Annotated in this window: 22 protein-coding genes; all 22 read right to left on the reverse strand. The window is 37.1% G+C overall.

All coding sequences use genetic code 11. The features are described 5' to 3' along the window. Positions 1-15: 15 nt before the first annotated feature. The 22 genes from ACIQXH_RS02660 to ACIQXH_RS02765 all read right to left on the reverse strand — a co-directional run bounded on the left by ACIQXH_RS02660 (position 16) and on the right by ACIQXH_RS02765 (position 25,795). A complete protein-coding gene (locus ACIQXH_RS02660) occupies positions 16-1,047 on the reverse strand; it encodes an SDR family NAD(P)-dependent oxidoreductase (RefSeq protein WP_403122024.1) in 1,032 nt (343 codons plus the stop codon). Beyond that, positions 1,022-2,398, reverse strand: a complete 1,377-nt coding sequence (locus tag ACIQXH_RS02665) for a UDP-glucose dehydrogenase family protein (RefSeq protein ID WP_403122026.1) — start codon at positions 2,396-2,398, stop codon at positions 1,022-1,024. The genes ACIQXH_RS02660 and ACIQXH_RS02665 overlap by 26 nt, the downstream gene beginning before the upstream one ends. Positions 2,399-2,443: 45 nt before the next feature. Next, entirely contained in the window at positions 2,444-3,841 is a 1,398-nt protein-coding gene (locus ACIQXH_RS02670) for an MATE family efflux transporter (RefSeq protein ID WP_403122028.1), read from the reverse strand. Between the two features lie 292 nt (positions 3,842-4,133). Then, positions 4,134-5,138, reverse strand: a complete 1,005-nt coding sequence (locus ACIQXH_RS02675) for a glycosyltransferase (protein WP_403122031.1) — start codon at positions 5,136-5,138, stop codon at positions 4,134-4,136. Beyond that, complete coding sequence (locus tag ACIQXH_RS02680) at positions 5,139-6,410, reverse strand: O-antigen polymerase (protein ID WP_403122035.1); 1,272 nt, start codon at positions 6,408-6,410, stop codon at positions 5,139-5,141. 58 nt (positions 6,411-6,468) lie between these two features. Beyond that, positions 6,469-7,653: a glycosyltransferase gene (locus ACIQXH_RS02685; RefSeq protein WP_403122037.1), complete on the reverse strand. Its 1,185-nt coding sequence runs from the start codon at positions 7,651-7,653 to the stop codon at positions 6,469-6,471. Then, positions 7,650-8,780, reverse strand: coding sequence for a non-hydrolyzing UDP-N-acetylglucosamine 2-epimerase (wecB, locus tag ACIQXH_RS02690; RefSeq protein ID WP_403122039.1), 1,131 nt, complete (start codon positions 8,778-8,780; stop codon positions 7,650-7,652). Before wecB ends, ACIQXH_RS02685 begins: the two co-directional genes overlap by 4 nt. Before the next feature lie 4 nt (positions 8,781-8,784). After that, positions 8,785-9,894 carry a capsular polysaccharide biosynthesis protein CapF gene (locus tag ACIQXH_RS02695; protein ID WP_403122041.1) on the reverse strand — a complete coding sequence of 370 codons (1,110 nt, stop codon included), beginning with the start codon at positions 9,892-9,894 and terminating at the stop codon, positions 8,785-8,787. Between the two features lie 33 nt (positions 9,895-9,927). After that, positions 9,928-10,959 carry a polysaccharide biosynthesis protein gene (locus tag ACIQXH_RS02700; protein WP_403122044.1) on the reverse strand — a complete coding sequence of 344 codons (1,032 nt, stop codon included), beginning with the start codon at positions 10,957-10,959 and terminating at the stop codon, positions 9,928-9,930. Further along, positions 10,952-12,196, reverse strand: coding sequence for a glycosyltransferase family 4 protein (locus ACIQXH_RS02705; protein ID WP_403122046.1), 1,245 nt, complete (start codon positions 12,194-12,196; stop codon positions 10,952-10,954). The genes ACIQXH_RS02700 and ACIQXH_RS02705 overlap by 8 nt, the downstream gene beginning before the upstream one ends. A 20-nt stretch (positions 12,197-12,216) precedes the next feature. Further along, complete coding sequence (locus ACIQXH_RS02710; RefSeq protein ID WP_403122048.1) at positions 12,217-13,074, reverse strand: NAD-dependent epimerase/dehydratase family protein; 858 nt, start codon at positions 13,072-13,074, stop codon at positions 12,217-12,219. Then, positions 13,071-13,697, reverse strand: coding sequence for a sugar transferase (locus ACIQXH_RS02715; protein WP_403122049.1), 627 nt, complete (start codon positions 13,695-13,697; stop codon positions 13,071-13,073). Before ACIQXH_RS02715 ends, ACIQXH_RS02710 begins: the two co-directional genes overlap by 4 nt. A 115-nt stretch (positions 13,698-13,812) precedes the next feature. Beyond that, positions 13,813-14,703 (reverse strand): UTP--glucose-1-phosphate uridylyltransferase GalU, encoded by an 891-nt coding sequence (gene galU, locus ACIQXH_RS02720; RefSeq protein WP_403122051.1) that lies wholly within the window; start codon positions 14,701-14,703, stop codon positions 13,813-13,815. A gap of 18 nt (positions 14,704-14,721) precedes the next feature. Then, positions 14,722-16,545 carry a polysaccharide biosynthesis protein gene (locus ACIQXH_RS02725; RefSeq protein WP_403122053.1) on the reverse strand — a complete coding sequence of 608 codons (1,824 nt, stop codon included), beginning with the start codon at positions 16,543-16,545 and terminating at the stop codon, positions 14,722-14,724. Positions 16,546-16,805: 260 nt separating this feature from the next. Beyond that, positions 16,806-17,573 carry a tyrosine-protein phosphatase gene (locus tag ACIQXH_RS02730; RefSeq protein ID WP_403122055.1) on the reverse strand — a complete coding sequence of 256 codons (768 nt, stop codon included), beginning with the start codon at positions 17,571-17,573 and terminating at the stop codon, positions 16,806-16,808. 44 nt (positions 17,574-17,617) lie between these two features. Further along, entirely contained in the window at positions 17,618-18,310 is a 693-nt protein-coding gene (locus ACIQXH_RS02735; RefSeq protein WP_403122057.1) for a CpsD/CapB family tyrosine-protein kinase, read from the reverse strand. Beyond that, entirely contained in the window at positions 18,303-19,052 is a 750-nt protein-coding gene (locus ACIQXH_RS02740) for a YveK family protein (protein WP_403122059.1), read from the reverse strand. Before ACIQXH_RS02740 ends, ACIQXH_RS02735 begins: the two co-directional genes overlap by 8 nt. A gap of 735 nt (positions 19,053-19,787) precedes the next feature. Next, complete coding sequence (locus ACIQXH_RS02745; protein WP_403122061.1) at positions 19,788-21,203, reverse strand: S8 family peptidase; 1,416 nt, start codon at positions 21,201-21,203, stop codon at positions 19,788-19,790. A 131-nt stretch (positions 21,204-21,334) separates the two neighbouring features. Then, positions 21,335-23,218: a S8 family serine peptidase gene (locus tag ACIQXH_RS02750; protein ID WP_403122063.1), complete on the reverse strand. Its 1,884-nt coding sequence runs from the start codon at positions 23,216-23,218 to the stop codon at positions 21,335-21,337. 150 nt (positions 23,219-23,368) lie between these two features. Further along, positions 23,369-24,076 carry an ABC transporter ATP-binding protein gene (locus ACIQXH_RS02755; RefSeq protein ID WP_402869791.1) on the reverse strand — a complete coding sequence of 236 codons (708 nt, stop codon included), beginning with the start codon at positions 24,074-24,076 and terminating at the stop codon, positions 23,369-23,371. Next, entirely contained in the window at positions 24,076-24,858 is a 783-nt protein-coding gene (locus tag ACIQXH_RS02760; RefSeq protein ID WP_402869793.1) for an ABC transporter ATP-binding protein, read from the reverse strand. The genes ACIQXH_RS02755 and ACIQXH_RS02760 overlap by 1 nt, the downstream gene beginning before the upstream one ends. Beyond that, complete coding sequence (locus ACIQXH_RS02765) at positions 24,830-25,795, reverse strand: branched-chain amino acid ABC transporter permease (RefSeq protein ID WP_402958251.1); 966 nt, start codon at positions 25,793-25,795, stop codon at positions 24,830-24,832. The genes ACIQXH_RS02760 and ACIQXH_RS02765 overlap by 29 nt, the downstream gene beginning before the upstream one ends. Positions 25,796-25,801: the final 6 nt, after the last annotated feature.

The following is a 25,801-nucleotide window of genomic DNA, read 5'->3' on the forward strand; positions in this document are numbered from 1 at the left end:
TATGGGGGACAACGTTCACTTACACTGATAATACTCCACATACCAATCTGCAAACTTTCGCAACCCCTCGTCTATAGAAGTCTCCGGCCTAAATCCAACCGCCTTCTGTAACAATTCAGTGGAAGCAAAAGTCGCAGGTACATCTCCTGGCTTGATTGGCTCATAAACCTTTTCAAATACGACTTCTCTACCAAGAGCATTACCCAGGCACCTCTCCAGCGTTTCAAGGAAGACCATTAATTTTTCCGGATTGCTGTTACCTATGTTATAAACTTTGTGTGGCACATCTTGCTCTCCTACAGGAGGATTGGAAAGAAGCCGTTCGATTCCTTCGACAATGTCATCAATGTAGGTGAAATCCCTATATAAGTCATGTTCAAAATCACCATTATTAAAGATCTTAATGGGCTCACCAGCAACGTACTTATCCGTAAATCCAAAATAGGCCATGTCCGGTCTTCCCATCGGCCCATATACCGTAAAGAAACGGAGTCCAGTCGCAGGTATCTGATATAAATGGCTGTATGTATGAGCCATCAACTCGTTAGACTTCTTCGTAGAGGCATACAAGGATACAGGGGTATCCACGAAATCCTTTTCTTCAAACGGAACCTTTTTATTGGCACCATATACGGAACTAGAGGATGCATAAACAAGATGGTCCACGGGATGATGTCGGCAGGCCTCAAGAATATTATAAAAACCTATGATGTTACTCTGAATATAAACATCTGGGTTTTCAATTGAATACCGGACTCCCGCTTGGGCAGCTAGATTTACCACAATATTCGGTTTATATTCCTCAAAGAGTTCTGTAATCATCGCTTTATCCGAGATATCGCCTTTAATGAAGGTGAAATTCTCTGCGTGTTCTAATTGCTTTAAACGAGAATGTTTAAGATTCACGTCATAGTAATCATTCATATTATCAATTCCGATCACTCTACAACCCTCTTCTACTAGTTTCCTGGATAAGAAGAATCCAATGAAACCCGCTGCCCCAGTGACAAGATAGGTTTTATTACGATTTAGGGATTTGTAATTCATGGTTCTTCCACTCCTCTATTCCTTCTCTAGTTACAGATTCTCTGCCGATTGAATGATACTCTACCCCTGCTTCTTTCATCTCATCTACAACATATATATTTCTTCCGTCATAGACTAGTGGAGTCCTCATTAACTTCTTATACGTTTCAGGCGTGACGGCTTTCACTTCTCCCCATTCAGTAAAGATGAAGCAAACATTTGCACCTTCTAAAGCATGCTCGATATTTGCTACATAGGTGATGCTACCCCTTCCGCTCTTCCCTTCAGGATGCACGATAGCACAATTCTCGGCACCAACTGGATCAAACGCATAAATATCTGCGCCTTGTTCTAATAACAGAGGGATGTTCTCTAGAGATGCCGCTTCTCTTAAATCATCCGTTCCCGGTTTAAATGTCAATCCTAGCACTGCCACCTTAAGGCCATTGAACGTGATTAATCGTTGACTCGCCTTTTTATATAACATCGTTTTTTGATTCTTGTTCACTTCAATTGCCGCTTTTACTGTTTTCAGTTCATATCCATTCTCTCTAGCAATAGTCTCTAACGCTTTTGTATCTTTAGGGAAACAGGAACCGCCATATCCAATACCCGCATTCAAGAACTTGCTTCCAATACGCTCGTCAAAACTCATGCCTCTTGCCACATCTTGAATATCCGCTCCTACTAAATCACAAAGATTCGCAATATCATTCATATAGGAGATTTTAAGAGCAAGGAAGTCGTTTGACGCATACTTGATCATTTCTGCCGATTTCCGATTGACAGAAACAATGGGCAGATGAAATGGCTTATAAATCTTCATAAGCATTTCTTCCGCCCATTTACTTTCGGTCCCAATTATAATTCGTTCGGCATGCAACGTATCGTGTACAGCTGACCCTTGCGCCAAGAACTCTGGATTCGATGCCACTTCCACTTTCACATCATGAACCAAAAAATCCTGAATAAACTGCTCCACCTTATCATTCGTGCCAATCGGAACAGTAGATTTCACAACAACAAGACAATCCTTCTCAACCGATTCAGCAATCTGTCTAGCAACGGTTGCGATATAGGAAAGATTAGCTGATCCATCCGGCTGTTCTGGCGTACCCACTCCAATAAAAATGGCATCTGCACCCTTATAAGCAGATTGATAATCAGTTGTGTAATCGATTCGACCTGCAGCATAATTTTTCTGCATCAACTGTTCTAAATCTGCCTCATATATGGGTGAGATGCCTTGTTTCATTTTATTCACTTTATTCTCGTCGATATCAACACAGGTTACTTGATGGCCCATTTCGGCAAAACACACGCCTGCTACCAAGCCGACGTAGCCTGTTCCAGCTACTGCTATTTTGTGCATTTTATAATCTCCTTCATCCTTTCATTTTCAGAAAACGTTATAGAATTATTTTAATTTCATATACTTTAATATCTTTAGTATGATAGTTTTCTTAGAGTAAAGAAAAAATATATAAAATGCTAAATACAATATTAACCCTTGAACTAGATTAAAGTACCAACAACTTATAATAAAAACAATCGTCAACATTACCTCTATGAATATATCTAGTTTTACATTTATATTCAAAATTCCACCTAGGTATATTTCAGAAACAATACTACGAAAAGCAAAAACAAAAATTATAGAATATATGGCTAAATTAATATTTACTAAAACAAAAACACTACCGTAAGTAATAATCATACTTACAATTAGGGTGATAAAGTTAATTTTTAGCATAACTTTTTCTTTTCTCATAGTTTTTAAGTAAGTGCTTATCAGCATTATATTCTTGCTTTCAAATACACATATGGGGAAAAGAATAGACATGTATATTAGACTATCTGAATATGCTGGTAGCCAATTAGAAAGAACGTATACTAAAGGAAAATACAACATCAACACTCCTAATAATGATATCATTAGAAGTTGTCTCATTTTTGTATAGATTGAAGATAAATTTTTTTCAGGTGTCCTTCTTAATGCAGGAAATAAAACAACGGCTATTGCATTAATAAAAGTTAAGAGCATAGTAGAGATACTTAAAGTTAATGATATTTTACCAAAAATTTCAATACCCCATTTTTTTTCTATACTTAAACGAATAATACCTAAAATTAAAACACTTGATAAATTCGCAAATAATAATTTGCTTCCCACAAGAATATTAATCCATATTTCATTTAAACTCTCTCTTGTAGATGCAAATTTACCAAAAACTATATTTCTACATACTAAAATACAGTAAATAATAGAAAAAACCTTTCCAAAAATATCAGCTAGTATCAAAAAATAAAAATCTTTAAAACTTGTCATTAAAATAACTATAGTCACAATAAAAAATATTAATCGTTCAATTATAATACTAATAGAATACTCTTTAATTCTTCCAGTCGCTTGTAATATAAGCATTATTAATGATCGTGGAACAACCATTAAACCTGCAAGACATGTTAAAAACAGCACTATTTCTTTGTTAGGATTATTAGAAAGTAAACCAAAAGACAATATGAAAATTAGATAAATGATTATATCAAATATGACTAAAAACCAAAATTGAGACACAAAAACCTTTTTCGGTAAATTCTTGTACTCAAAACCACCATAACGTAAGTATGCTCCATCTGTTACTCCAAGTGACATATAAGAAATATAAGTGAGATAAAATAGATATAGTTGCCAATAGGCATAATCCGATATATCTACATATTTTGGTACTATCAAAATTAGACTTGCGCTTATTGCCAAAGACAGGAAATTAGCTATAAATGTGTAAGTGAGATTTTTTGTATTTTTTTTCAATTATTATCCCCTTAGTACTTTTCTTTAAATTAAATAGTTCAATCCGCTGTTAAATTCTGCTTATTAGTAAGGGGTAAGTACCCGTTGCTTAAGTTAAATTGAGCATCTCTATTCTAATACCTATTAAAGAGAATAGATTAAGAAGGGAATTTTCAGCATTTATTATATGACAAGAATTCCAATCTCTTGACACTTTAATCCTATTTTTACTTTCCTCTAATTATTTTCATCAAATCGACTACAAATTCAATTTTATCTAAAATAAAATAAGAACTATAGAAACTCTAAAATTTCAATTCAAACTGACAACATACTTTGCGACTAAATAAATATATATTTTTTTAGTAACCTTAAAAGTATTATAAGATACACATAATACTTTTATTTGTTTACTGGTTGAAGCATTTACATATTCACTATTGATTATTACTTCTTTATTATCCTTCAGTGTTTTTCTCCATCCATCTATATTACTTTTTATCTTTTTTTCGGTTTCTATATTTTCTGCTCCAAACATTACATATTTGTTTATTAGGTTAAAGTATGATACATATAATCTAACGTTTACTTTTCTTACTAAGGATAAATTTTCGCACGTAAAGTTCTCTAAAATTTTATTCCATTCATCAATCATATTGAAATCTTTAATTTTAAGAGGACTTCTTGTAGTGCTTCCATCTGCAGAATAATAACAATAACCTTCCATATCTGAAATAGAGATTCTTTTGGCTTTTGTCATAAGTAAATAGGTTAAACAAATATCTTCATGTATCTTGTCAACTGGAAATATAATATTTTCAAATATATCTTTTCGATATACCTTGTCATATACCGCCAACATATCTCGTGTTAAAAAAACATCAATTATTTCATCTCTTTCAAAGGTAGAAACGTTATTTGTTTTCTTTGCATTAAAAGCTTCTTTCTCATTTTTAACGTTTATCCGTTGACAAGCAGAAATATCACAATTTAATTGTTCAAGATTTTCAATTAATGTTTCATACATATTTATTGCTATCCAGTCATCACTATCAACAAATCCCAAAAGATCACCTGTCGCAACACTCAGTCCATTGTTACGAGCAGAAGATTGTCCACTATTCTTTTGGTTTAAAACCTTTATCCTTTTATCTTTTTTAGCATAAGTTTCGCATATTAAACCACTATTATCAGTTGAACCGTCATTCACGAGAATTATTTCTAGGTTAGTATAAGTTTGATTAACTAAACTAGTAATACACCGGTTAATATATTTTTCCACATTATATACAGGGACGATAACACTTAATTTCTTCATTTAAAGACCTCGATTATTTTGGACTTTTATTGCTTTTGTTAACGGTCTCGTGAAAGTAATAATAAATACGATATTCATAAAAGTTCTAATGGTTAATAACTCGTAATTCATAACACTTGAAAAAACTATAAATAATATAAATATATATAGAGAAAAAGATCGTAAATTTCTATTATTGTAATATTTGTTCTCTATAACCACTACTATAATAGAAAATACCATCATACCAATGACAATACCAACCCCTTTACCATCTCTCCAAAAAGGATAAAGTGCAGAAGACATAGCATTATAACGGAAATTTTCGCTAATAAATATATAATTGTCAGTCACTATCTTTACTAAGTATTCAGATGTATAGTTTGGAATTCCAAATATCATCATTCCTATATATAGTAGAGGGTTTATTAAGAAACCTAATACTCCAGTACCAAATAATAAAGAATCATGAAAAGTTGAAAATTCTGGTGAATGTATAAGAACGTCAAAGTAAGATAAGGATCCAAAAAAGTAAACTAATGCGTTTTCTATGAAATTTAGACCCTTTAAGCTACGTAGTGTTGTTAGATAAAAGGTAATAGATAAGATACAAATACCATAAAATATATATTTTTTTGGGATTATAACTTTTTTAATATTTGTACTTTTTAAAACTAAAAAAGTTAATATAAAATAAAAAAAAGTCTTAATTATATCGTTTCTTCCACCAAAACTAATTGTATAAGATAATAAATTTAAAGTTGCAATAACATATAAGAAAGGAATTTTTACTTTTTTAACGGCCAAGATTACTGCTAATAGAATAGTTGAAAGAAAAATCGGATAAACTATCCAGGAAACAATTCTCAATTGAAGTGCTGAAGCTAATATATCTGAATCTCGAAATGCATATAACCTTAAACTATCCCAGCCTAAATTAATAATTATTTTTATAGCATTTATAAGAATCGGTATGAGGAAAAAATATGATGAAATATTCAGTAAATATACATATTTAAGTTTCAAATCTCTTCTGTCAATATTCATTTGAAACTTAAAAGTTTTCTTTGAAAATAAAAGATAAACAATATTAAAAGAGAGAATTGAAAAAACGATATACATATGGGTCAATAGCGAGACAGGGTATAAGCCTGCGACCTCATATAAAACAACTATGGCTCCCAAACTCCACATTGTATTAAATAAATTATTTGCTCTAAATAAAGTGCCAAATTTGAAATATGTTATAAATAAAAAGAAAAAATATAAGGTGATATAAAATAGTACTATCATTTTAACCTCTCTAAATATAAGGAAAATACGAATTTTTTTAATGCATATTTAAACTTATTCAAACCTCACATATTTTTTTGAGTTTTGAATAGAACTCATTTCTTCTTTCCTCTAACTTATAGTCAATATACTCCAAAGCTTTTTTTCCATTTTCTTCACTCATTTTATTTAGTAGACTTGGATTTTTAATAAGATATTCTATCTTATCTGAAAAACCTTTTACATCTAATGGGTTAAAGAGATATTCATTTGATAGTAGTTCAGGAATACCATTAACATTTGTAGAGAGACATGGAAGCCCAGTTGCCATTGCTTCGATTAATGCTCTGGGAAGACCTTCTGCTTTTGTTGGGAAAACAAACATATCTGAATTTAACAATACTTCTCTTATTTCAGAAGGTGATGATAAGAAACCTGTAAAATGAATATTCTTATCAATGTTTAATCTCTTAGCTTGTTCTTCAAAATAATTACGTTTATCACCGTCACCAATAAATGTTACCTCTACATTTAAATTTCTATCAATCAAATCTTTAACAATTAATAATAATTCCTTATGCCCCTTGACATCTGAGTTGATACTATTAGCTGTATGTACTAACTTAAATAGTCCTGACTTAATCTTGTATTTCCTGGGTCCAAAAAAGAATTCTTCTTTTAAATCAATTGTTGAATAATATGATTCAAAATAATTTAGTCGATCATTATAAACCATAGAGGCAGAAGGGTATCTTTTTTGCAAAAATTCTTTAGTTACATATGAAGTTCCTTTAGCCTCTAACGTTGCTTGCTTAAGTTTCTTTGTATAATATATTTGAGCTATCTTATTAGACGCATACGCATCTATAGGATCAGCTACAACCTCTAGACAAAAAGGTGTTTTCTTTCTTTGAAAATATTTCAAAATCATAAAAGCGGAAACAGAAGGTAATCTAATTAATGCACAGTCCACATCCTCAACAGCTTTTTTTGCTGCTTTTTGCAGACTACCGTAATTAAGAATGTACTCTTTCATTCCACGTAATGGAGGTAATTCAGCAATACTCATACCTGGACCATCTACTCTTATAAAACCACTAACTTCCTTCGTTGTTTCTACATCTTTCGTTCTAGAAACAACTACTATTTCATTAAATACTTTTAAATAACGTTTCCAAAATTTATACCCATATATAGTTTTGCACCAATATTTCCCGTCTGGTGTTTTATAAAAATAAGAGTCTGCTGCTACTAAAAGCTTCATAAATCCTCTCCCCAAACAACTCTATTAACATACTCTGTATATGACAATACTATCCTAAGTACTTTATCCGAAACATTCGGCATAAAATAATCTTCAACATGTCTTAAAGTATCTTTTTCTTGTATCTTTAAAATCTCAAGCCCCTGTAATATTCGTTCTTTTTTCAAACCAACCATCATAACTGAAGCTTCTTCCATAGCCTCTGGTCTTTCATGTGTTTGTCTGATATTAAGAGCTTTGAATCCAAGAATGGAAGATTCTTCACTAATTGTTCCACTATCACTTAGAACAGCATAGGCTTTAATTTGAAGCTTGACGTAATCATTAAATCCTAAAGGCTTCATAGTTTTTACTAATGGATGAAACTTGATTCGTTTTTCTACAATCATCTTTCTTGTTCTAGGATGGGTACTCATTATAATAGGTATATTATAGATTTCTGCTACAGCATTTAAACTCTCTACCAAACTCATAAAGTTCGTTTCTGAATTAATGTTTTCTTCTCTATGTGCTGATACTACAAAATAATTTTCTTCTTCGAGGTTTAACCTCTCTAAAACATCAGATTCCTCAATATCGTTTTTTCTTGAATTTAGGACTTCGAACATTGGACTTCCCGTTTTTATAATACGATCTGCAGGTAATCCCTCTCTAAGTAAATACTCTCTAGCGATATCACTATAGGTTAAATTAATGTCGACCGTATGATCGACAATTTTTCGATTCGTTTCCTCTGGTACTCGCTGGTCAAAGCATCTGTTCCCAGCTTCCATATGAAATATAGGAATATGTCTTCTTTTAGCCGCAATTGCACATAAGCAGCTATTCGTATCCCCTAATATTAGAAGTGCATCTGGCTTAACATCTTCTAAGACAGGATCTATTCTTATTAGGATATTTCCTATTGTTTCAATGGCCGTTCCGTTTGCTGCATCAAGGAAATAATCCGGTTTATTCAATTTAAAATCATTGAAAAATACTTCATTTAATTCATAATCATAGTTCTGGCCTGTATGAACCAGAATATGTTCAATTGCATTTGATTCTTCTAGTTTATTTATTACAGCAGATAGTCTAATAATTTCTGGTCTTGTTCCTACGACTGTCATTACTTTTAATTTCTTCATTCACTTAAACCTCCAAGAAGTATGTGTCTGGCTTTTCAGGAACAAAACATTCATTTACCCACATAATTGTTACGAGATCGTTCTCTCCCACATTGACGATGGAATGTGTATAGCCAGTAGGAATATCTACTACCTCTAGCTTTTCACCACTAACTCTATATTCAATGATTTCTTCGGAATCAATGGGTCTAAATCTAATCAGCCCTTCTCCGCTTACTACTAGAAACTTTTCGTTCTTCGTATGATGCCAATGGTTTCCCTTTGTGATTCCAGGCTTAGATACATTAACAGACACTTGTCCTCTTTCTGGTGTCCTAATAAACTCGGTGAAAGAACCTCTGTGATCCACATTCATTTTTAACTCATAGGAAAAATCCACTTCTGGTAAAAAGCTTAAATACGTACTATACAATTTTTTCATTAAAGAGTTTTCCATATTGGGAATGCTTAGCTTTTCTCTGCTTTCTTTGAAACTTTGAATCGTTTCAGCTAATTCTCCTAATGTAATAGTATGAGTTGTATTCACATAGCAGTATTTATCCTGTTTAGTTGGCTTTCCTTCTAAAGCCTGTAAGAATTCTTCTAAAAGATCATCAATGTAACATAGTGTTAATTTCGCTTCTGGATTATTGATTTGAATATCTATATTTCTCGCAATGTTATAGCAATACGTCGCTACGACCGTATTATAGTTAGGCTTACTCCACTTCCCGAATAAGTTAGGGAGTCTATATACCAGTGCTTCCGATCCTGTTTGATGGCTATATTCAAAGAGGGCATCTTCACCTGATTTTTTGCTCCTGCCATATGCATTATCCTTGTCTGCTTGAATCGATGACGTAATAAGAAATGGTGCTTTATTATTATGCTTTTTTAATGACTCAAGTAATTCAAGCGTAAAATAGAGGTTTCCCTGCATAAATTCCTTTTCATCAGCAGGGCGGTTTACTCCCGCTAAATGAAAAACAAAATTACAGTCTCTAGCATAATTATCTAATACTGACGCCTCTGTTTCCCTTGTCACCTTTATAATATCTTTATATCCTCTATTATTTAGTTCAGCAATTAAGTTTTTTCCAACAAAGCCATTCGCGCCAGTAACCAGTATTTTCACGGATATAACCAGCCTTTCTAATAAAGTAAAACGTTATTTTGAGGTAAAAGTCTTCATATTTTTCAATTCATTTTGAACATATTCTAACTCAAGCAGTTTCTCTTTTATTTGTTCCACAGACAAAATTTGAGTATTATGAGAGTTATACTCTTGGTCAGTAGAAAGTTTTTGATCACCTTCAGCAAAATATTTATCATAGTTTAAATCCCTGTTATCTGCCGACACTTTAAAGAATCCACCTAAATCCTCCGAAACGACATATTCTTCTCTAGTAAGTAATGTTTCATATAATTTTTCTCCATGTCTTGTACCAATGACTTTAATTTCATTATGTACTTCGAATAATTCTTTAATAGCCTGAGCTAAGTCTCCGATGTAACTAGCTGGTGACTTTTGTACCATTATGTCCCCTGCCGTTGCATTCTGGAAAGCAAAAATAACAAGCTCTACTGCATCTTCTAAACTCATTAGATATCTAGTCATATTGGGGTCTGTAATGGTCAGCGGTTTTCCACTCTTGATTTGTTCGATAAATAACGGAATAACAGAGCCGCGGGAAGCCATAACATTCCCATATCTTGTTCCACAAATAAGGGTTTGTTTAGGATCGACCGTTTTTGATTTAGCTACAAAAACTTTCTCCATCATCGCTTTTGATATTCCCATTGCATTAATTGGATAGGCAGCTTTATCAGTCGAAAGGCAGATGACCTTCTTAACTCCATAATCTATAGCAGCGGATAATACATTATCTGTGCCCAAGATATTCGTTTTCACAGCTTCCAATGGAAAGAATTCACAGGAAGGTACCTGTTTAAGGGCAGCTGCATGAAAAACGTAATCTACTCCGTACATCGCATTTTCCACACTTTCCAAGTCCCTTACATCGCCAATATAAAATTTAAGCTTACGATTATTATATTTTTTTCGCATATCATCTTGTTTTTTTTCATCTCTAGAAAAAATGCGAATTTCTTTAATATCACTGTCTAAAAACCTTTCCATTACAGCATGACCAAAGGAACCGGTACCACCAGTGATTAAAAGAGTTTTATTCTTAAACAATTTTCTTCCCCTCCAAATCTAAATCATCAGTAAAGAATTCATCCATTCTTGTTAATAATTTTTCTTTATTAAAGTGTTTATCAGAATAGCTTCTTGATTCTTGACCCATCATTTTTAATTCTTCATCTTTTTTGGAAGATATTTCAGTAATCACTTTGTATAATTCTTCGACATTTCCTGAAGGACTGACTACACCGGCCTTAGATTCATTGATTATTTTATTTGTTTCCCCTTCAGCAGAAGCAATAATTGGCATTCCACAAGCCATATAGGACTGTAGTTTTGCTGGAATCGTCATAGCAAATAAAGGATTTTTAATTAAACATAAAAAAGCGGCATCACAAGCTGCCATGAATTCTGGAATTTTGTGTGCAGGTTGTTTAGGAATAAAATTAAATAAGTCCTCTAAGTTATTGGTTTTAACAATTTCAATTAACGCTTTTTTATATCTGCCGTCACCCACTACATTAAATCGAATCTTTCTTTTTATTTGATTTTTTTTTATCATCGTAGCTACTTTCGGCAAGATATCTAACCCTTGTGCATTTCCAATGTTACCTGCAAATATTATGTTAAATGCATCATCACTAGGAATTTCTTTTTTACGAGCTTTCTTTAAAGGTCGGTAGAAATCTTCCGCATATTGTGGCCAATACTCTATTATTTCATTAGAAACGCCTCTTTTATTAATTGACTCTACAAAGCTTTTTGATGTTGTAAAAATCCTAGTACAACGAGCATAAATATAATCTACTAGCTTTCCTATTCCGCCAATTATATATTTATTCGAAATACCTGTGATTATCTCTACATTTTCCGGCCAAAGATCTTGCACATATAGGTAACATGGTATTCGCCTTTTCCTTGCATACCAAACACCTGGTAATGCTTGTGTCATAGGAGAAACCTCAAAGATAAATACATAATCAGCTTTAATTTTGGTGAACACATTCCAAACAAATCCCGACATAACAAAGGATAAATAATTCAAAGCTAGCATAATCGAAGAATTACCTCTAGGAATAAGAGGAATTCTAATAATCTCGATGCCATTGAATACTTCTTTTCTTTTTTTAAAAATTCCATACCCATCAAAATATTTACCTTGTGGGTAGTTTGGAATGCCAGTAATAACAGTTACTTTATATCCTCTTTTAACCCATTCAGTACAGATGTCATTAATACGGAATTGTTCCGGATAAAAGTATTGAGCGATAACCAAAATATGTTTCCCCATATATATTCCTCCTCTCTCTTTTAATTTATTGTTAATTCTATCGATTCCCGTAAACTTCTAATTTGGTAATCCTCTTTATACCGACTAATACTTTGATCATAAATTAAATTTCCAAACACTTTGTTAATGAGGTTTGATTTAGTTATTAAAAACTTCAGTACTGGATTAAAAATTTTAGTGAGTCTGAGATTTTTTTCATTAACTTCTGCAATCAATTTAACCATTTCACTCGTTTTCACATATTTCTTATTTTGGGGAAAGAATGTTCCGCCTTCTTCATTCTTTACTATGACTCTGATAAACTCACAAAGATTATCTACATGAAGCATACTTCGTCGATTATCTAGTTCAGGAAATAGTGGAGTTTTCAGTGCTACTTTTGCTAACTTAGGGAAGTTTCCCTTAGAGTTTTTCCCATAAATCATTGGCGGTCTGATTATAGCCACTTTAAAAGCGTCAGTTGCCAAAGCTTTAATACCATCTTCAGCCTGTAATTTACTCCTTCCATAAAAATCAATTGGTTTAGGAATCGTATATCTATCTATTACTCCATTATTATTGCTACTATTGCCATAAACAATAATGCTACTCATAAAAACAAATTGTTTTACTCCAACAGACTTAGCTCTTTTGGCAACTTCTACAGTAAGATCACGATTGATTTTATAGTACATTTCTTCCATTTTAGGATTCTTGGATACGTGAGCTATCCCCGCCACATGAAAAACAACATCAAATCCAGAAAAATCTCTATCCTTCCATTCATTGTCTCTGAGACTGATGAAATCTACAGAATATTCATCTGGATAATTTTCAAGCCATTTCCCCAGGTTATTGCCAACATAGCTGTTTAACCCTGTTATTAATATTCTTTTCATTTTGGTATATTCTCCCTAGTACTTGCTGCTTCTTTTTTTCCAGTTTTGCCTTCAACGATTCCATCACGTTTCAGGATACTAATGATTGTCTTGAAGAAACATTTAAGGTCCATTCTAAAGCTAATCTTTTTGACATATTCTCCATCTAACTTGGACTTTACCTCGATTGGTAGTTCATCTCTTCCATTGATTTGCGCCCATCCGGTAAGACCAGGTGGAACATCATTTGCTCCATACTTGTCACGTTCATCGATTAAATCGTATTGGTTCCATAAGGCTGGTCTTGGTCCGATGATGCTCATGTCACCCACGAATATGTTCCAGATTTGTGGAAGTTCATCCATTGACGTTTTCCTTAGGAATTTCCCCATCTTGGTAATATATTGATCGGGGTTTTCTAATAGATGGGTTGGCGTATCCTTAGGTGTATCAAACCTCATGGTTCGGAACTTTAGGATGTAAAAATAGGTCTTATTAAGTCCTACACGCTTTTGCTTGAATAATACCGGACCTTCAGAATCAAGTTTGATGGCTACAATCAACAGTAAAAACACTGGTGATAAAATAAGAATTCCCAAGAAAGAAAGAAGGACATCAATGAATCGTTTGATTTTTAAATACATTTCAGATAACACTCCTTGATGATTTTTTCAGTAAATTAGTAGCACTACATATAATTGGTTCTATCATCAAGGAAGGGATTAACCATTTCTCTTAGTTGGAAGAATAATTTCTAACCTACGCTTTTATTTCATCTGCAGTCATGTTCAGGATCATGTCCGTTAAGTACTCAGATAACTCATCCTTAATCTCATCATTTTGGAGGGCAAACTCTATCGTCGTTTTGACAAACCCCAACTTCTCACCCACATCAAACCGTTTCCCTTCAAAGTCATAGGCAAATACACGTTGAATTCCATTTAACTTTTGGATGGCATCGGTTAGCTGAATTTCGCCACCCGCTCCTTTTTGTTGCTGATCCAAGAACATGAAAATTTCAGGTGTAAGAATATACCGGCCCATGATCGCTAAGTTTGATGGTGCCGTTCCTATTGTGGGTTTTTCAATGAATTGATCCACTTGATATCTTCTTCCTGTTTGTCCGGAAGGATCTACGATGCCATAGCGGTGTGTCTCGTTCTCAGGAACCGTTTGCACACCTATCACAGACGAAAGGGTTTGGTCATATTCATCGATTAATTGTTTTAAGCATGGTGTCTCCGCCTGAACGATATCATCTCCTAATAGAACGGCAAATGGTTCATCACCAATGAATTTTCTTGCACACCAAACCGCATGGCCTAATCCCATAGGTTCCTTCTGTCTAATATAGTGAATATCCACTTTAGATGAGGCTTGGACTTTTTCCAAGAGTTCGAATTTATTTTTCTCCATTAGATTATTTTCCAACTCAAAGGCATTATCGAAATGGTCCTCTATCGCCCTTTTACCTTTGCCCGTGACAATGATGATATCCTCAATTCCTGAGGCAATGGCTTCTTCGACGATATACTGAATGGTTGGCTTATCTATAATCGGCAGCATTTCCTTTGGCATAGCTTTCGTAGCTGGTAGAAAACGGGTACCTAAACCCGCCGCAGGAATGATTGCCTTTCTTACCTTCTTCATTTATGTTCCTCCCTATAACTACTTCGCTATTGAAAAATCTTTATTCTTTTTCCGATTAGCCAAATTAATCACGAATTCTTTCAGTTCCGCTAATGGTAAACTTTCATGGGAGCGTAAAAGGTAGTTGATTTCCTCTTCCTGCTCCAAAACTGCTTTTCCAATGAATATCTTAGGGAAGACGGCATCACTATGAACTTCTTTCTCTCCTAATAGTTCCTCATACATCTTTTCACCTGGTCTGATACCTGAATATTTAATCCCTATTTCTTCTATCGTATAACCAGATAGTTGAATGAGATTTTTCGCTAAGTCTACGATCTTAACGGGTTCACCCATATCAAGGACGAAAATCTCTCCGCCTCGTGCAAGGGAACTGGCTTGAATGACTAAGCGCGATGCTTCCGGTATCGTCATAAAATACCTTGTCATATCTGGATGTGTCACTGTTACAGGTCCGCCTGCCTGGATTTGTTTCTTGAAGAGAGGAATGACACTGCCCCTACTTCCTAACACATTTCCAAAGCGGACGGCGACGAATTTGGTTGGGCTATTTTTAGCCAATTGCTGAATAATCATTTCCGCAATTCGCTTAGTCGATCCCATAATATTTGTCGGGTTCACTGCTTTATCTGAAGATATCATGACAAAAGACCCAACACCGAATGTATCTGAAGCTTCCGCTACATTTTTGGTGCCAAAGATGTTGTTCTTGACTGCTTCACGTGGATTGTATTCCATGAGTGGAACATGTTTGTGTGCGGCCGCATGGTATACGATATGGGGTCTATAGTTGTCTATCACTTCAAATATTCTTTCCCGGTCCTGTATATCAGCAATAATAGGAATGATTTCAATATGTTCGGCGTGTACTTTTCTGAGTTCCATATCGATTTGATAGATGCTATTTTCTCCATGTCCTAATAGAATCAGTTGCTTAGGCGAGAAGCGGCAGATTTGCCGACAAATCTCGGAACCAATCGAGCCACCTGCACCAGTTACTAGAATTGTTTTATCTGTTACATATTCCGAGATTCCGTTAATATCCAAATCGACAGGCTCTCTCCCTAGTAAATCTTCAACCTCCACTTCTTTGAAATGCGTAAGCGATACATTCCCAAGCATGATATCTTCAATTTTTGGCATGATGAGGATCTTGGCATCTGTTTTTGAACACGCTTCATACACTTCCTTTAAATCATTTCGATTAAGTGAAGGAATGGCGATCACGATGTTATCTATCTGATACTTTTTGACCACTTCTGGTATGTGTTTGGATTTCCCGACAACTGGTATACCTAGAAAATCCAACTTATACTTCTTCCGATCATCATCAATAAAGGCCACTGGCTTCAAGTCTGTATGTTGTTGATTATTAAGCAATTGCCGAACCACCATCGTTCCTGCTTCTCCTGCGCCAATGATCAATGTATTCTTTTTAGCCAATTTAGAACTCGTATATCGATCTCTCAGCATTCTCCACATGAACCGTGAACCGCCAATCAGCAATACATGGAGCATCCAGGTTAGGGCGAGTGCTCTAATATACACTTGGTTAAAGAATAGTAATTGTACGACCGCTGTAACAACAATGGACAGTGAAACCGCTTTAATGATGGCTAATAATTCCCTGACACTCGCATAGGCCCAAACTTTGTTATAGAGTTTGTATAATGAGGCAAAAAGATGATGGCTGCACAATAAGGTAATCGAAGTCACTATAAGTGTCTGGTTACCGAATAAGATGGAATCCGTGTATAAAATCAAACAGCCGATATAAATGGATGTCATAACAATGAATGAATCCAACAGAAATAAAAACGTTAACCTACTGCGGTATGCCACGTACTTAACCCCTTTCTTTTTTTAAATAAATAGCTAATGAAAAAACATATAGGGAAGCAGATATGTTCTCTCATTAGCTATTTATTAGGCACATTATGAATAATATAAAGTTGGGCATCTAACCCACCCTCACATTGCACTACTGACGACTAGCGTCTAAGGTTGATGAACATCCCACAGCACAATCGAGTGTTTCTCGCGATAACGGGCAAGGAACCTCACCGGTCAGAAAAATTTCTGACTAATTATTCAATTGCGTTCTAGAAGAGACCAAGAAACTTCTTCGATTCAATCTGTTGTGGAATTTCCTTATATGCTAAATCTCCTTGGATAAGTAGTTCTGCGTTATCCATGAAACCGTATACCATATCCACACCAAAATTTTTTTCGATTTCATCAAATGCTTGTATCATATGAAACTTCCGATTCGTTAAATTATGTGCATCGGATGCTACATAATGTGTCAAGTTCGCCTCTATAAGTTGAAGGGAGAACTTTTTGATTTTCTTCCCAAAGAGTCCACAAACGCTCCCTGCCGTAATTTGTGTCAAGGCTCCACTTTTGACGAACTCGTATAATAAATGAGGAGAAGAGACAAGCTCTAGGTTACGTTCGGGATGGACGATGATGGGCAGAAGCCCATCCATTTGAATGTCATATAATAACCGTTTTGTATAAGCCGGAACATGACTGGAAGGCAACTCAATCATGATGTATTGCCTTCCGTCCACGAGTGATAACACTTTTCCAACGTCGTAATTGTGTAATAGATCTCCAGTAATCCTTACTTCTTGGCCTGGTACTATATCGAGACCGATGGCTTCTGCCCTTAACACATCGTTAAGAGCATTCACCTTATTCAAGATCGTCTGCCTCGGATTGTCATAATGACCATCATCATGGTGTGGAGTGGCAATAATTAAACGAATCCCCTCTGCGACGGCTGCTTTTGCCATCGCAATGCTCTCCGCTAACTGTGTGGGGCCATCATCAACTCCGGGTAAAATATGGCAATGGATGTCAATCATGTCATAACTCCTTTTCCTACTTATCTAAGCTAGAGATCGCCTGTTCACTTATTTTGATAATAGTAGTATTGCTGTTTCTTCAGTTTTTTCCTATTTAATACGGCACCTAACACGTTGGCATTAACAGAGTCTAGCAACTCCTTCGCTTTTCTCATTTCATCTTTATCTGATTTTGCACTTCTTACGACTAGTATTGTCCCATCACAGCGATTTGCTAGAATCTGTGCATCGGTTACAGCCAAGATTGGCGGTGAATCGAAAAGGACGATATCAAATTCCCCATACATCTGTTCCACTAATTCATCCATTGCCTTCGAGGCTAACAATTCAGCTGGATTTGGTGGAATTGGACCACTAGGTAAAACATACAGATTTTCTTCATCTGCTCGATATACAGCCTCCATAAGAGAAGTCTGTTTCATAAGGACGTTCGTAAGACCGGTATTATTCGTTATATCGAACGCAAATTGCATAGTTGGCCTCCTTAAGTCTGTATCGACTAGGAGTACTTTTTTTCCTTGTTGGGCAAATACTACGGCTAGATTGCCCACAGTCGTCGATTTTCCTTCCGAAGGCGAGGAAGATGTCACTAAAATGGAACGGACCTTTGTATCTACCGTAGAAAATTGAATATTGGTCCTGATTGTTCGATATTGCTCGGATATAGGCGACCTGGGATTATTCTTTGCAACTAAATTTTGTCCGTTTGTAGATTTCCTGCTAGATTTCCTAGCCATTTGCTTTCACCCCTTTGCCTACCGCGGTGCTTGATCGTATCTTCGATTTCTTTTCTTTTTTTTCGTTTATTTCCATGATGGCACCTAGAACAGGCACTCCAAGAATTTGTTCAATGTCTTGCTCTGTTTTGACTGTATTATCTAGGTATTCTAATAGGAAAATTAAACCTATACTCGCCATTAGACCTACTACTAGAGCGATTGCAATATTTAATAATGGCTTAGGTTGAACCTGAGCTGGATTACTTTCGTATTCTGCTCTTGCAAGTATTTTCACATTATCCACTGCCATGATTTCGGTTATTTCTCTTTGAAATACACTGGCAGTCGTATTGGCAATCATCACTGCCCTTTCGTGCTTCTCATCTTGAACCGTAACATTCAGCACTTGTGAATCCTGTTCGCTTTGTACGGAAATTTTATCATTCAATTGCTTGGTGGATAGCTCTAAACCTAGCTCTTCATTGACGATATCAAGTATGACTGGACTTTGTATAATGACAGTATACGTATTGATCAATTGTAAATTCGTTTGAACCTCATTGGTGCTATAAACGTTGCTGCCTTTCTCATCATTTGCTTGATTGACCAGTAACTGAGTAGAAGCTTGATAGACTGAGGGTAGATAGTTGAAACTGACAATGGCCGCTACTAAGACTGCTAGCACCGTAATTCCCAATATCCAACCCCATCTTTTCTTCAATGTCATAAACAATTCTTTTAAACTTATTGTTTCCTCCATATAGGCCCCCTTGGTAGTTAATTAGAACAGGTTATTTTTCCTTTTTTCATGTTTTTACCTACTTTATAATTATTAAAACCTATATTACCATTTATTACTAGCAAAAAATGTCGTTTATTGTTCGTTATCTCCTTTTTTTGTAAAAAATAATGATATATAATCATTACTTTTCAAAATTAGTGAATTCCAGCCCTAATATAGGTCATATTACTCAAAAAAATCATATAGTTACTTCTAAAGGAGCCAGTTAAAAGGATTTCTATCTACTCTACTACTGCTTCCCCTCTTTATTTTTCCCGGCTTAAGAGAAATTTGACCTCTCCCTTTTTCTTTCTCGTAACATGTATAGCTTATTAATAGCTTCATATGAAAGGATATGACCATTGTGAATAAAACAACAGTCACTGGTGGTAGTGCATCTAGTTAATTAGATAATAGGCGGCATCAAGTGAGGGTGGAGATCACTACGTTAGCCGCACAGGAAACAAATATTGTGCTAGATCATCAGCAGGTTAGAAATATAAATTTTACTTTTTGAGACATTTTGGCTCTTTTTTATATGTGGTTAATTAGTATGGTTGATTTATATGCTTCTGTGGTTGAATTATCATTTTCCGTGGTCGAATTAATTGTGGTTGTGGTTGAATTATTGCTGTTTGTGGTCGAATTACCTATTTATTTGTGAGATTTTTTTATTGAAAACAGCCCCCGGATGATTCCGGAGGCTGAACCTGTTTATTTTTTCGCTTTGACCACAGTTACGGTTCTTGCTTTGCTGGAATATCCCGCTTTGCTTTTGGCCGTAACGGAAAGCTTGGTTCCTGCTTTTTGTTTTGTCTTCATCGTAACTTTAAATGTTCCCGCACTGTTGGTTTTTGCTTTTCCGAGCTGGCTGCTTCCTTTTTTAACGGTAACGGTCGAGCCTTTTTCAGCTTTTCCTGTAATTGTTTTAGCATTGTCCTTGACTGTATGAACGGTTGGCTTTGCGACGTAGTTCACGGCCCTTTTGGCATTTACGCGCCCATTTCCGTAAAGATCGTCTTTTCCCTTTTTACCTAGGTCATCGGACGTGCTGAATAGGCGTTCTTCGACCTGCGTATTCTTCAAGGTGGGCTTGTTCCCCCAGACCAAGGCTGCGACCCCAGTGACGATAGGCGCGGCCATCGAGGTTCCTGTCATATACCCATACGATTTATAAGGAAGCGTTGAATAAATCGAATCACCTGGTGCAGCCAAGTCAATATTGGTTCCATAATTGGAATAGTCGGCAATTCGATCTTTCTTTGACGTCGCACTGACGGAAATGACGTTCTCATAGGAAGCGGGATAACTGTTCCAGTAAGTATCTTCATTTCCAGCTGCGGCAACGATGACCAATCCCATATCATGGGCATACTGGATGGCTTGATCTTCACTATAAGAATAATTGAAGCCTCCTAAACTCATATTGATAATATTGGCCCCATATTCCACGGCATAATAAATGGCATAGATGAGATCAGAGGAATAGCCATATTCTCCCCTAAATATATTGATTGGCATGATTCTAGTATTCGGGGCGACACCCGTTCCGCCAGCTCCATTATTCATCGTAGCCGCAATGATTCCGGCCACATGTGTTCCATGTTCTCCTGCCGGCAAATGGGGGCTAAGGTTCACCATGTTATAGGGAGCAAAGAATTTTCCTTTTAAATCGGGATGATTAAGGTCTGCCCCGTTGTCAATGACGGCCACTATAATACTTTTCGAGCCCTTCGTCTTGTCCCAGGCTTTCTCGGTTTGGATCAACTTGTGATGATATTGCTTCGTATAATGGGGATCACTCGGTTTTTTCATCAATTGAATGAGATGATCTGGTTCCACGTACTCAATATTTTTATCTTTTTCTAGCTTCCTTATAAAACCAACTAGGCTTGTGTCATCCGGGACTTCCATCGTTTTCAACAGACCCTGTTGATCTATCGTTTTCTCGCTCACCTTGTACTTTTTCAAACTACCTTCTTTGGCTGAAGGCTTCATCTTGACAATGACCCGATCTGTTTCAATCGCGGTTGGATTGGCTTGTTCAGCTGCTAGTGTAGGTGGACCGTTACCAACGCCAATTTGGATGCAAAAGGCGATGATAACCAATAAAGAAAACATCCGCTTCATACTCATCCCCTCTTCCCCGTACTCATGAACTATAAATTTACCAAGTTATCAACTAATGCATATACTTATTTCACGGTATTTAGTACAAAAAAACCTCCAAGATTCTCGGAGGCTTCCTTTCTATTATAATTTTACTTTTTCACGGTCACTTTTCTTGACTTACTTGCATTCTTTGCCTCGTCTTTTGCGTAGACATACACGATTTTCCCGGCACTTTGCTTGGCAATCTTGACCGTGAAGTTGCCTTTATTGGTAGCTTTGGCAGATCCGATGACTTTGCCTGATGTTTTGATAGAAACAGTTGAGCTTGCTTCTGCCTTCCCTGTCACCTTTGTTGTTTTGGGCGTAACTTTATTGACTGTCGGAATGCTTGGTGCGGTTTTATCCTTGACCGTCACTTTTTTTGCAGGGCTTTGGTTTCCCGCTTTATCGGTTACAGTTACGATAAGCACTTTTCCAGCCTTTTGCTTTTTCTTCATCGTCGCGGTGAATTTGCCTGAGCTGTTGGTGGTGGCCTTTCCAAGCGTAGTCGTTCCCGTTTTGACTATCACGCTCGAACTCGCTTCCGCTTTCCCCGTCACCTTTGTCGTATTGTCACCGACAACATTTACTGTCGGCTTAGGTGGGGCGGTTTTATCGGTAACTGTAAGGGAGACCGGTACGCTTTTATTTCCTGTTTTATCGACGACCCGTATATACACTTTCTGACCGGCTTTCTGTTTGCCAATCGTCGCTGAAAATGTCTTTTCCCCGTTGATTTTTACCGTGGCAAGCGTTTTTTTCTTCGTATAAATGGAGACGGTGCCTGTTTTGAAGTTACTAGGTATCGTTCCTTTAATTTTCGTATCCTTATCCGAGATGCCTGTCACAGAAGGCTTACTGAGGGTCTTCATCTCAAGCGCCTTTTTGGCATTGACCCGCCCGTTTCCATAGTAGACATCTTTCCCTTTTGTGCCTAAATCGATAGCCGAATCATATAGCCGGTATTCCACCGCTAATTGGGAAAGTTTCGGTTCGTTGGACCAAATCAATGCGGCTACACCGGTAACAATGGGTGTCGCCATGGACGTACCGCTCATATAGGCATATCGATTATTAGGAAATGTTGAAAGGATTTTGTCTCCGGGGGCTGTAATATCCACCGATGAATCGTAATTGGAATAAGTGGCGCGCTTATCTTTTGATGTGGTGGCACCCACCGAAATGACATGACTGAATGCGGCAGGGTATACTCGCTTGTTGCTCTTTTTCAAATCCCCGTCATTTCCGGACGCTGCGATAATCAGTACCCCTTCTTTATACGCCTCTTGGACCGCTTTATCTAGCGCCTTTGAATAATGGTTTTCTCCTAGACTCATATTGATTATGTCGGCCCCGTTTTCGATCGCATAATGAATGGCTTCAATAATATCGACTGTATCTGCATATTGTCCGTTAAAAACGTTAATCGGCATAATTTTAATCGTAGGGGCCACACCTGCGCCGCCTACTTTATTGTTGGCAGAACCGGCAATGATCCCCGCAACATGCGTTCCATGTTCTCCTTTGGGCAAGATATTCTTTCTCTCCCGTACGGTATCATATCCTTTATAAATCTTCCCTTTTAAATCTTCATGATTGCGGTCAATGCCATCATCAATGATGGCTACGATCATTTCTTTTGAGCCCATGGTCTTTTTCCATGCAGCTTTCGTCCCGATTTTTTGGTGATGCCATTGTTCCTTAAAGATAGGGTCAGCCGGACTTTCCATCTTTTTAAAAAGATAGTTTGGCTCTGCATACTCTACCTTTTTCTGATCTTCAAGCTTCTCTATTAGCTTTTCTGTGGTTTGCCCTTTAGGGATGTCTACCGCCTCAATTAATTCGCTGATAGGCTCATGATTTGTTTCTATATATTTTACAATGACACCATCGGCATTAGGAGTTTCCTCTGCAAAAACGGCTTCTGGCTGTTGAATTGGCAAAAATGTTAAAAGAAGTGCGATAGGTAGGATGGACTGAAATAATTTTTGCATGGGATCACTCCAATAGATTGTTATGGGGATTTTTTCATTAGTTCCCTCTATCTAAATTGTATACTGATAGATTTAGATTTACTAATTTTTCATCTAGTCAATATGAATCATTTCCATTTTTATCAAAAGAAAAAACCGCAATTTGCGGTTTCAGTGTCCTCCTAAATAGGCATTCTTGATTTCTTCACTTGCCGTTAATTCCTCAGCTTGACCCGATAGGACGATGCGACCCGTTTCCACTACATACGCTCGATCAGCAATGGATAAGGCAAGGTTCGCATTTTGTTCGACGAGCAGAATGGTCGTGCCCGTTTTATTGATTTCCTCAATGATGCTGAAAATCTGTTTCACCAGTAACGGAGCAAGTCCCATTGAAGGCTCATCCAATAAGAGCAGACGCGGCTTTGCCATGAGGGCCCGACCCATCGCGAGCATTTGCTGCTCTCCGCCAGAAAGGGTTCCCGATTGTTGCTTCAGTCTCTCAAGCAAGCGTGGAAATAGTTCGTATACCTTTTCCATATCCTTTTTGATCTCCGCCTTGTCTTTTCGTAAATATGCACCTAGTTGAAGGTTTTCTTCCACCGTCATATTGGCGAAAACACGGCGTCCTTCTGGGACATGTGAGATTCCCATCTTCACGATCGATTGGGCAGGTTTGCCACCGATGGATTGATTCTCATAAAGAATTTTTCCTTGTTTCGGTTTCAATAAGCCGGAAATCGTCTTGAGCATCGTACTTTTACCCGCTCCGTTCGCCCCAATCAGGGTGACAATTTCACCTTGGTTGATCGTGAGGGAGACGCCCCTTAGTGCCTGTATGTTCCCGTAATATACGTTAATATCCTCGATTGTTAACATTATGAAACCTCCTCGCCCAGATAGGCCTCGATGACTTTTGGATTGTTACGTATTTCTTCCGGCTTCCCTTGAGCGATCAACTGGCCATGATCGAGCACATAGATTCGCTCACATACACCCATGACAAGTGGCATATCGTGTTCAATCAACAGCACGGTCAAGTCAAATTTCTCACGGATTAGGGCAATCAATTTCATGAGTTCGTGTGTTTCCTGGGGATTCATGCCGGCCGCCGGTTCATCGAGTAAGAGTAATTTCGGGTTAGCGGCAAGGGCACGGGCAATTTCCAAGCGCCTTTGCTGACCATACGGCAGGTTTTTCGCCTTTTCATCCTTGTATCGATCCAGATTGAAGATCTTCAGGAATTCAATGGCCTTTTCCTCCATTTCCTGTTCCCCTTTAAAATGGGTGGGGAAACGCAAGATGGAACTGACAATGCTATGTTTCGAAAGAGAATGATAGGCTACTTTTACGTTATCAATCACCGAAAGTTCACTGAACAAACGGATATTCTGGAACGTCCGGCTGATTCCTTTTTGCGTGATTTTATAGGGCGGACGTTTCCTTAAGTTTTCCCCGTCTAGGGAAATGGTGCCCTCAGTCGGGACATAAACCCCAGTCAATAAGTTGAAAAAGGTCGTTTTCCCAGCTCCATTCGGTCCGATTAAACCGACCAATTCCCCCGGATACAACTCGACGTTAACATCGGATACCGCTTTAAGCCCTCCAAACTGGATGCCGACCGAGTCGACTTTAAGCAGCGGTGTTTTTGTTGTTGCCATGGCTGCTGCCTCCTTTACGATTGAACATGGACGTTATTTCTTTCGTTCCCATCAAGCCTTGTGGACGATAAATCATCATCACAATCAGAACAAGGCTGTAAATGATCATTCTTGTTTCTGGATAGTCTTGCAGGAATGTCGTGACGACCGTAAGAAGGATAGCTGCCAATACGGAACCGGATAAGCTTCCAAGTCCACCGAGTACGACTAGAATTAAGATATCGAATGATTTCAAGAACCCAAAGTTCGACGGTTGGATAATATAGAAGTTGTGGGCATATAACCCTCCAGCGATTCCAGCAAAGAAAGCACCGATTGCAAACGCGACAACTTTATAATAGGTTGTATTGATTCCCATCGAATCAGCTGCCGTTTCGTCCTCACGGATCGAGATGCAGGCCCTTCCATGTGTCGAACTTGTAAAGTTCCGGATGACAAGGACTGTGATGAGTACGGACCCGAACACCCACGGCCATGTAGTCAAATGCGATACTTGCATTCCGCTTGCCCCGCCTACATAGTCAATATTCAAGAGCACGATCCGGACGATTTCTCCAAACCCCAAGGTCGCGATTGCCAGGTAATCCCCTTTAAGACGTAAGCTTGGAATCCCAATGATCAAACCGGCAAGCGCTGCGACCAACCCACCTATAATCAATGCCAGGGGAAACGGCATTTGCAACTTCATGGTAACGACCGCTGAAGCGTATGCACCGACGGCCAGAAAGCCGGCATGTCCGATTGAAAATTGACCGGTAATCCCGATGATTAAATGAAGGCTCGTTGCCAAAATAATATTGATCCCGATGAACATTAGCGTATTTTGATAAAAAGGATTCAAAGAACCGCCGCCGATCAGTACCTGGACCACGGCGAAAAAGATCAGTGATAGGACGATCGAGAGCCAAAAACCTTTAGCTCGCTTAAAAGTAGTCATAGCTTT

It is taken from the genome of Peribacillus sp. NPDC097225 (genome assembly GCF_044761955.1).
In the GTDB taxonomy this organism is placed as follows: domain Bacteria; phylum Bacillota; class Bacilli; order Bacillales; family DSM-1321; genus Peribacillus.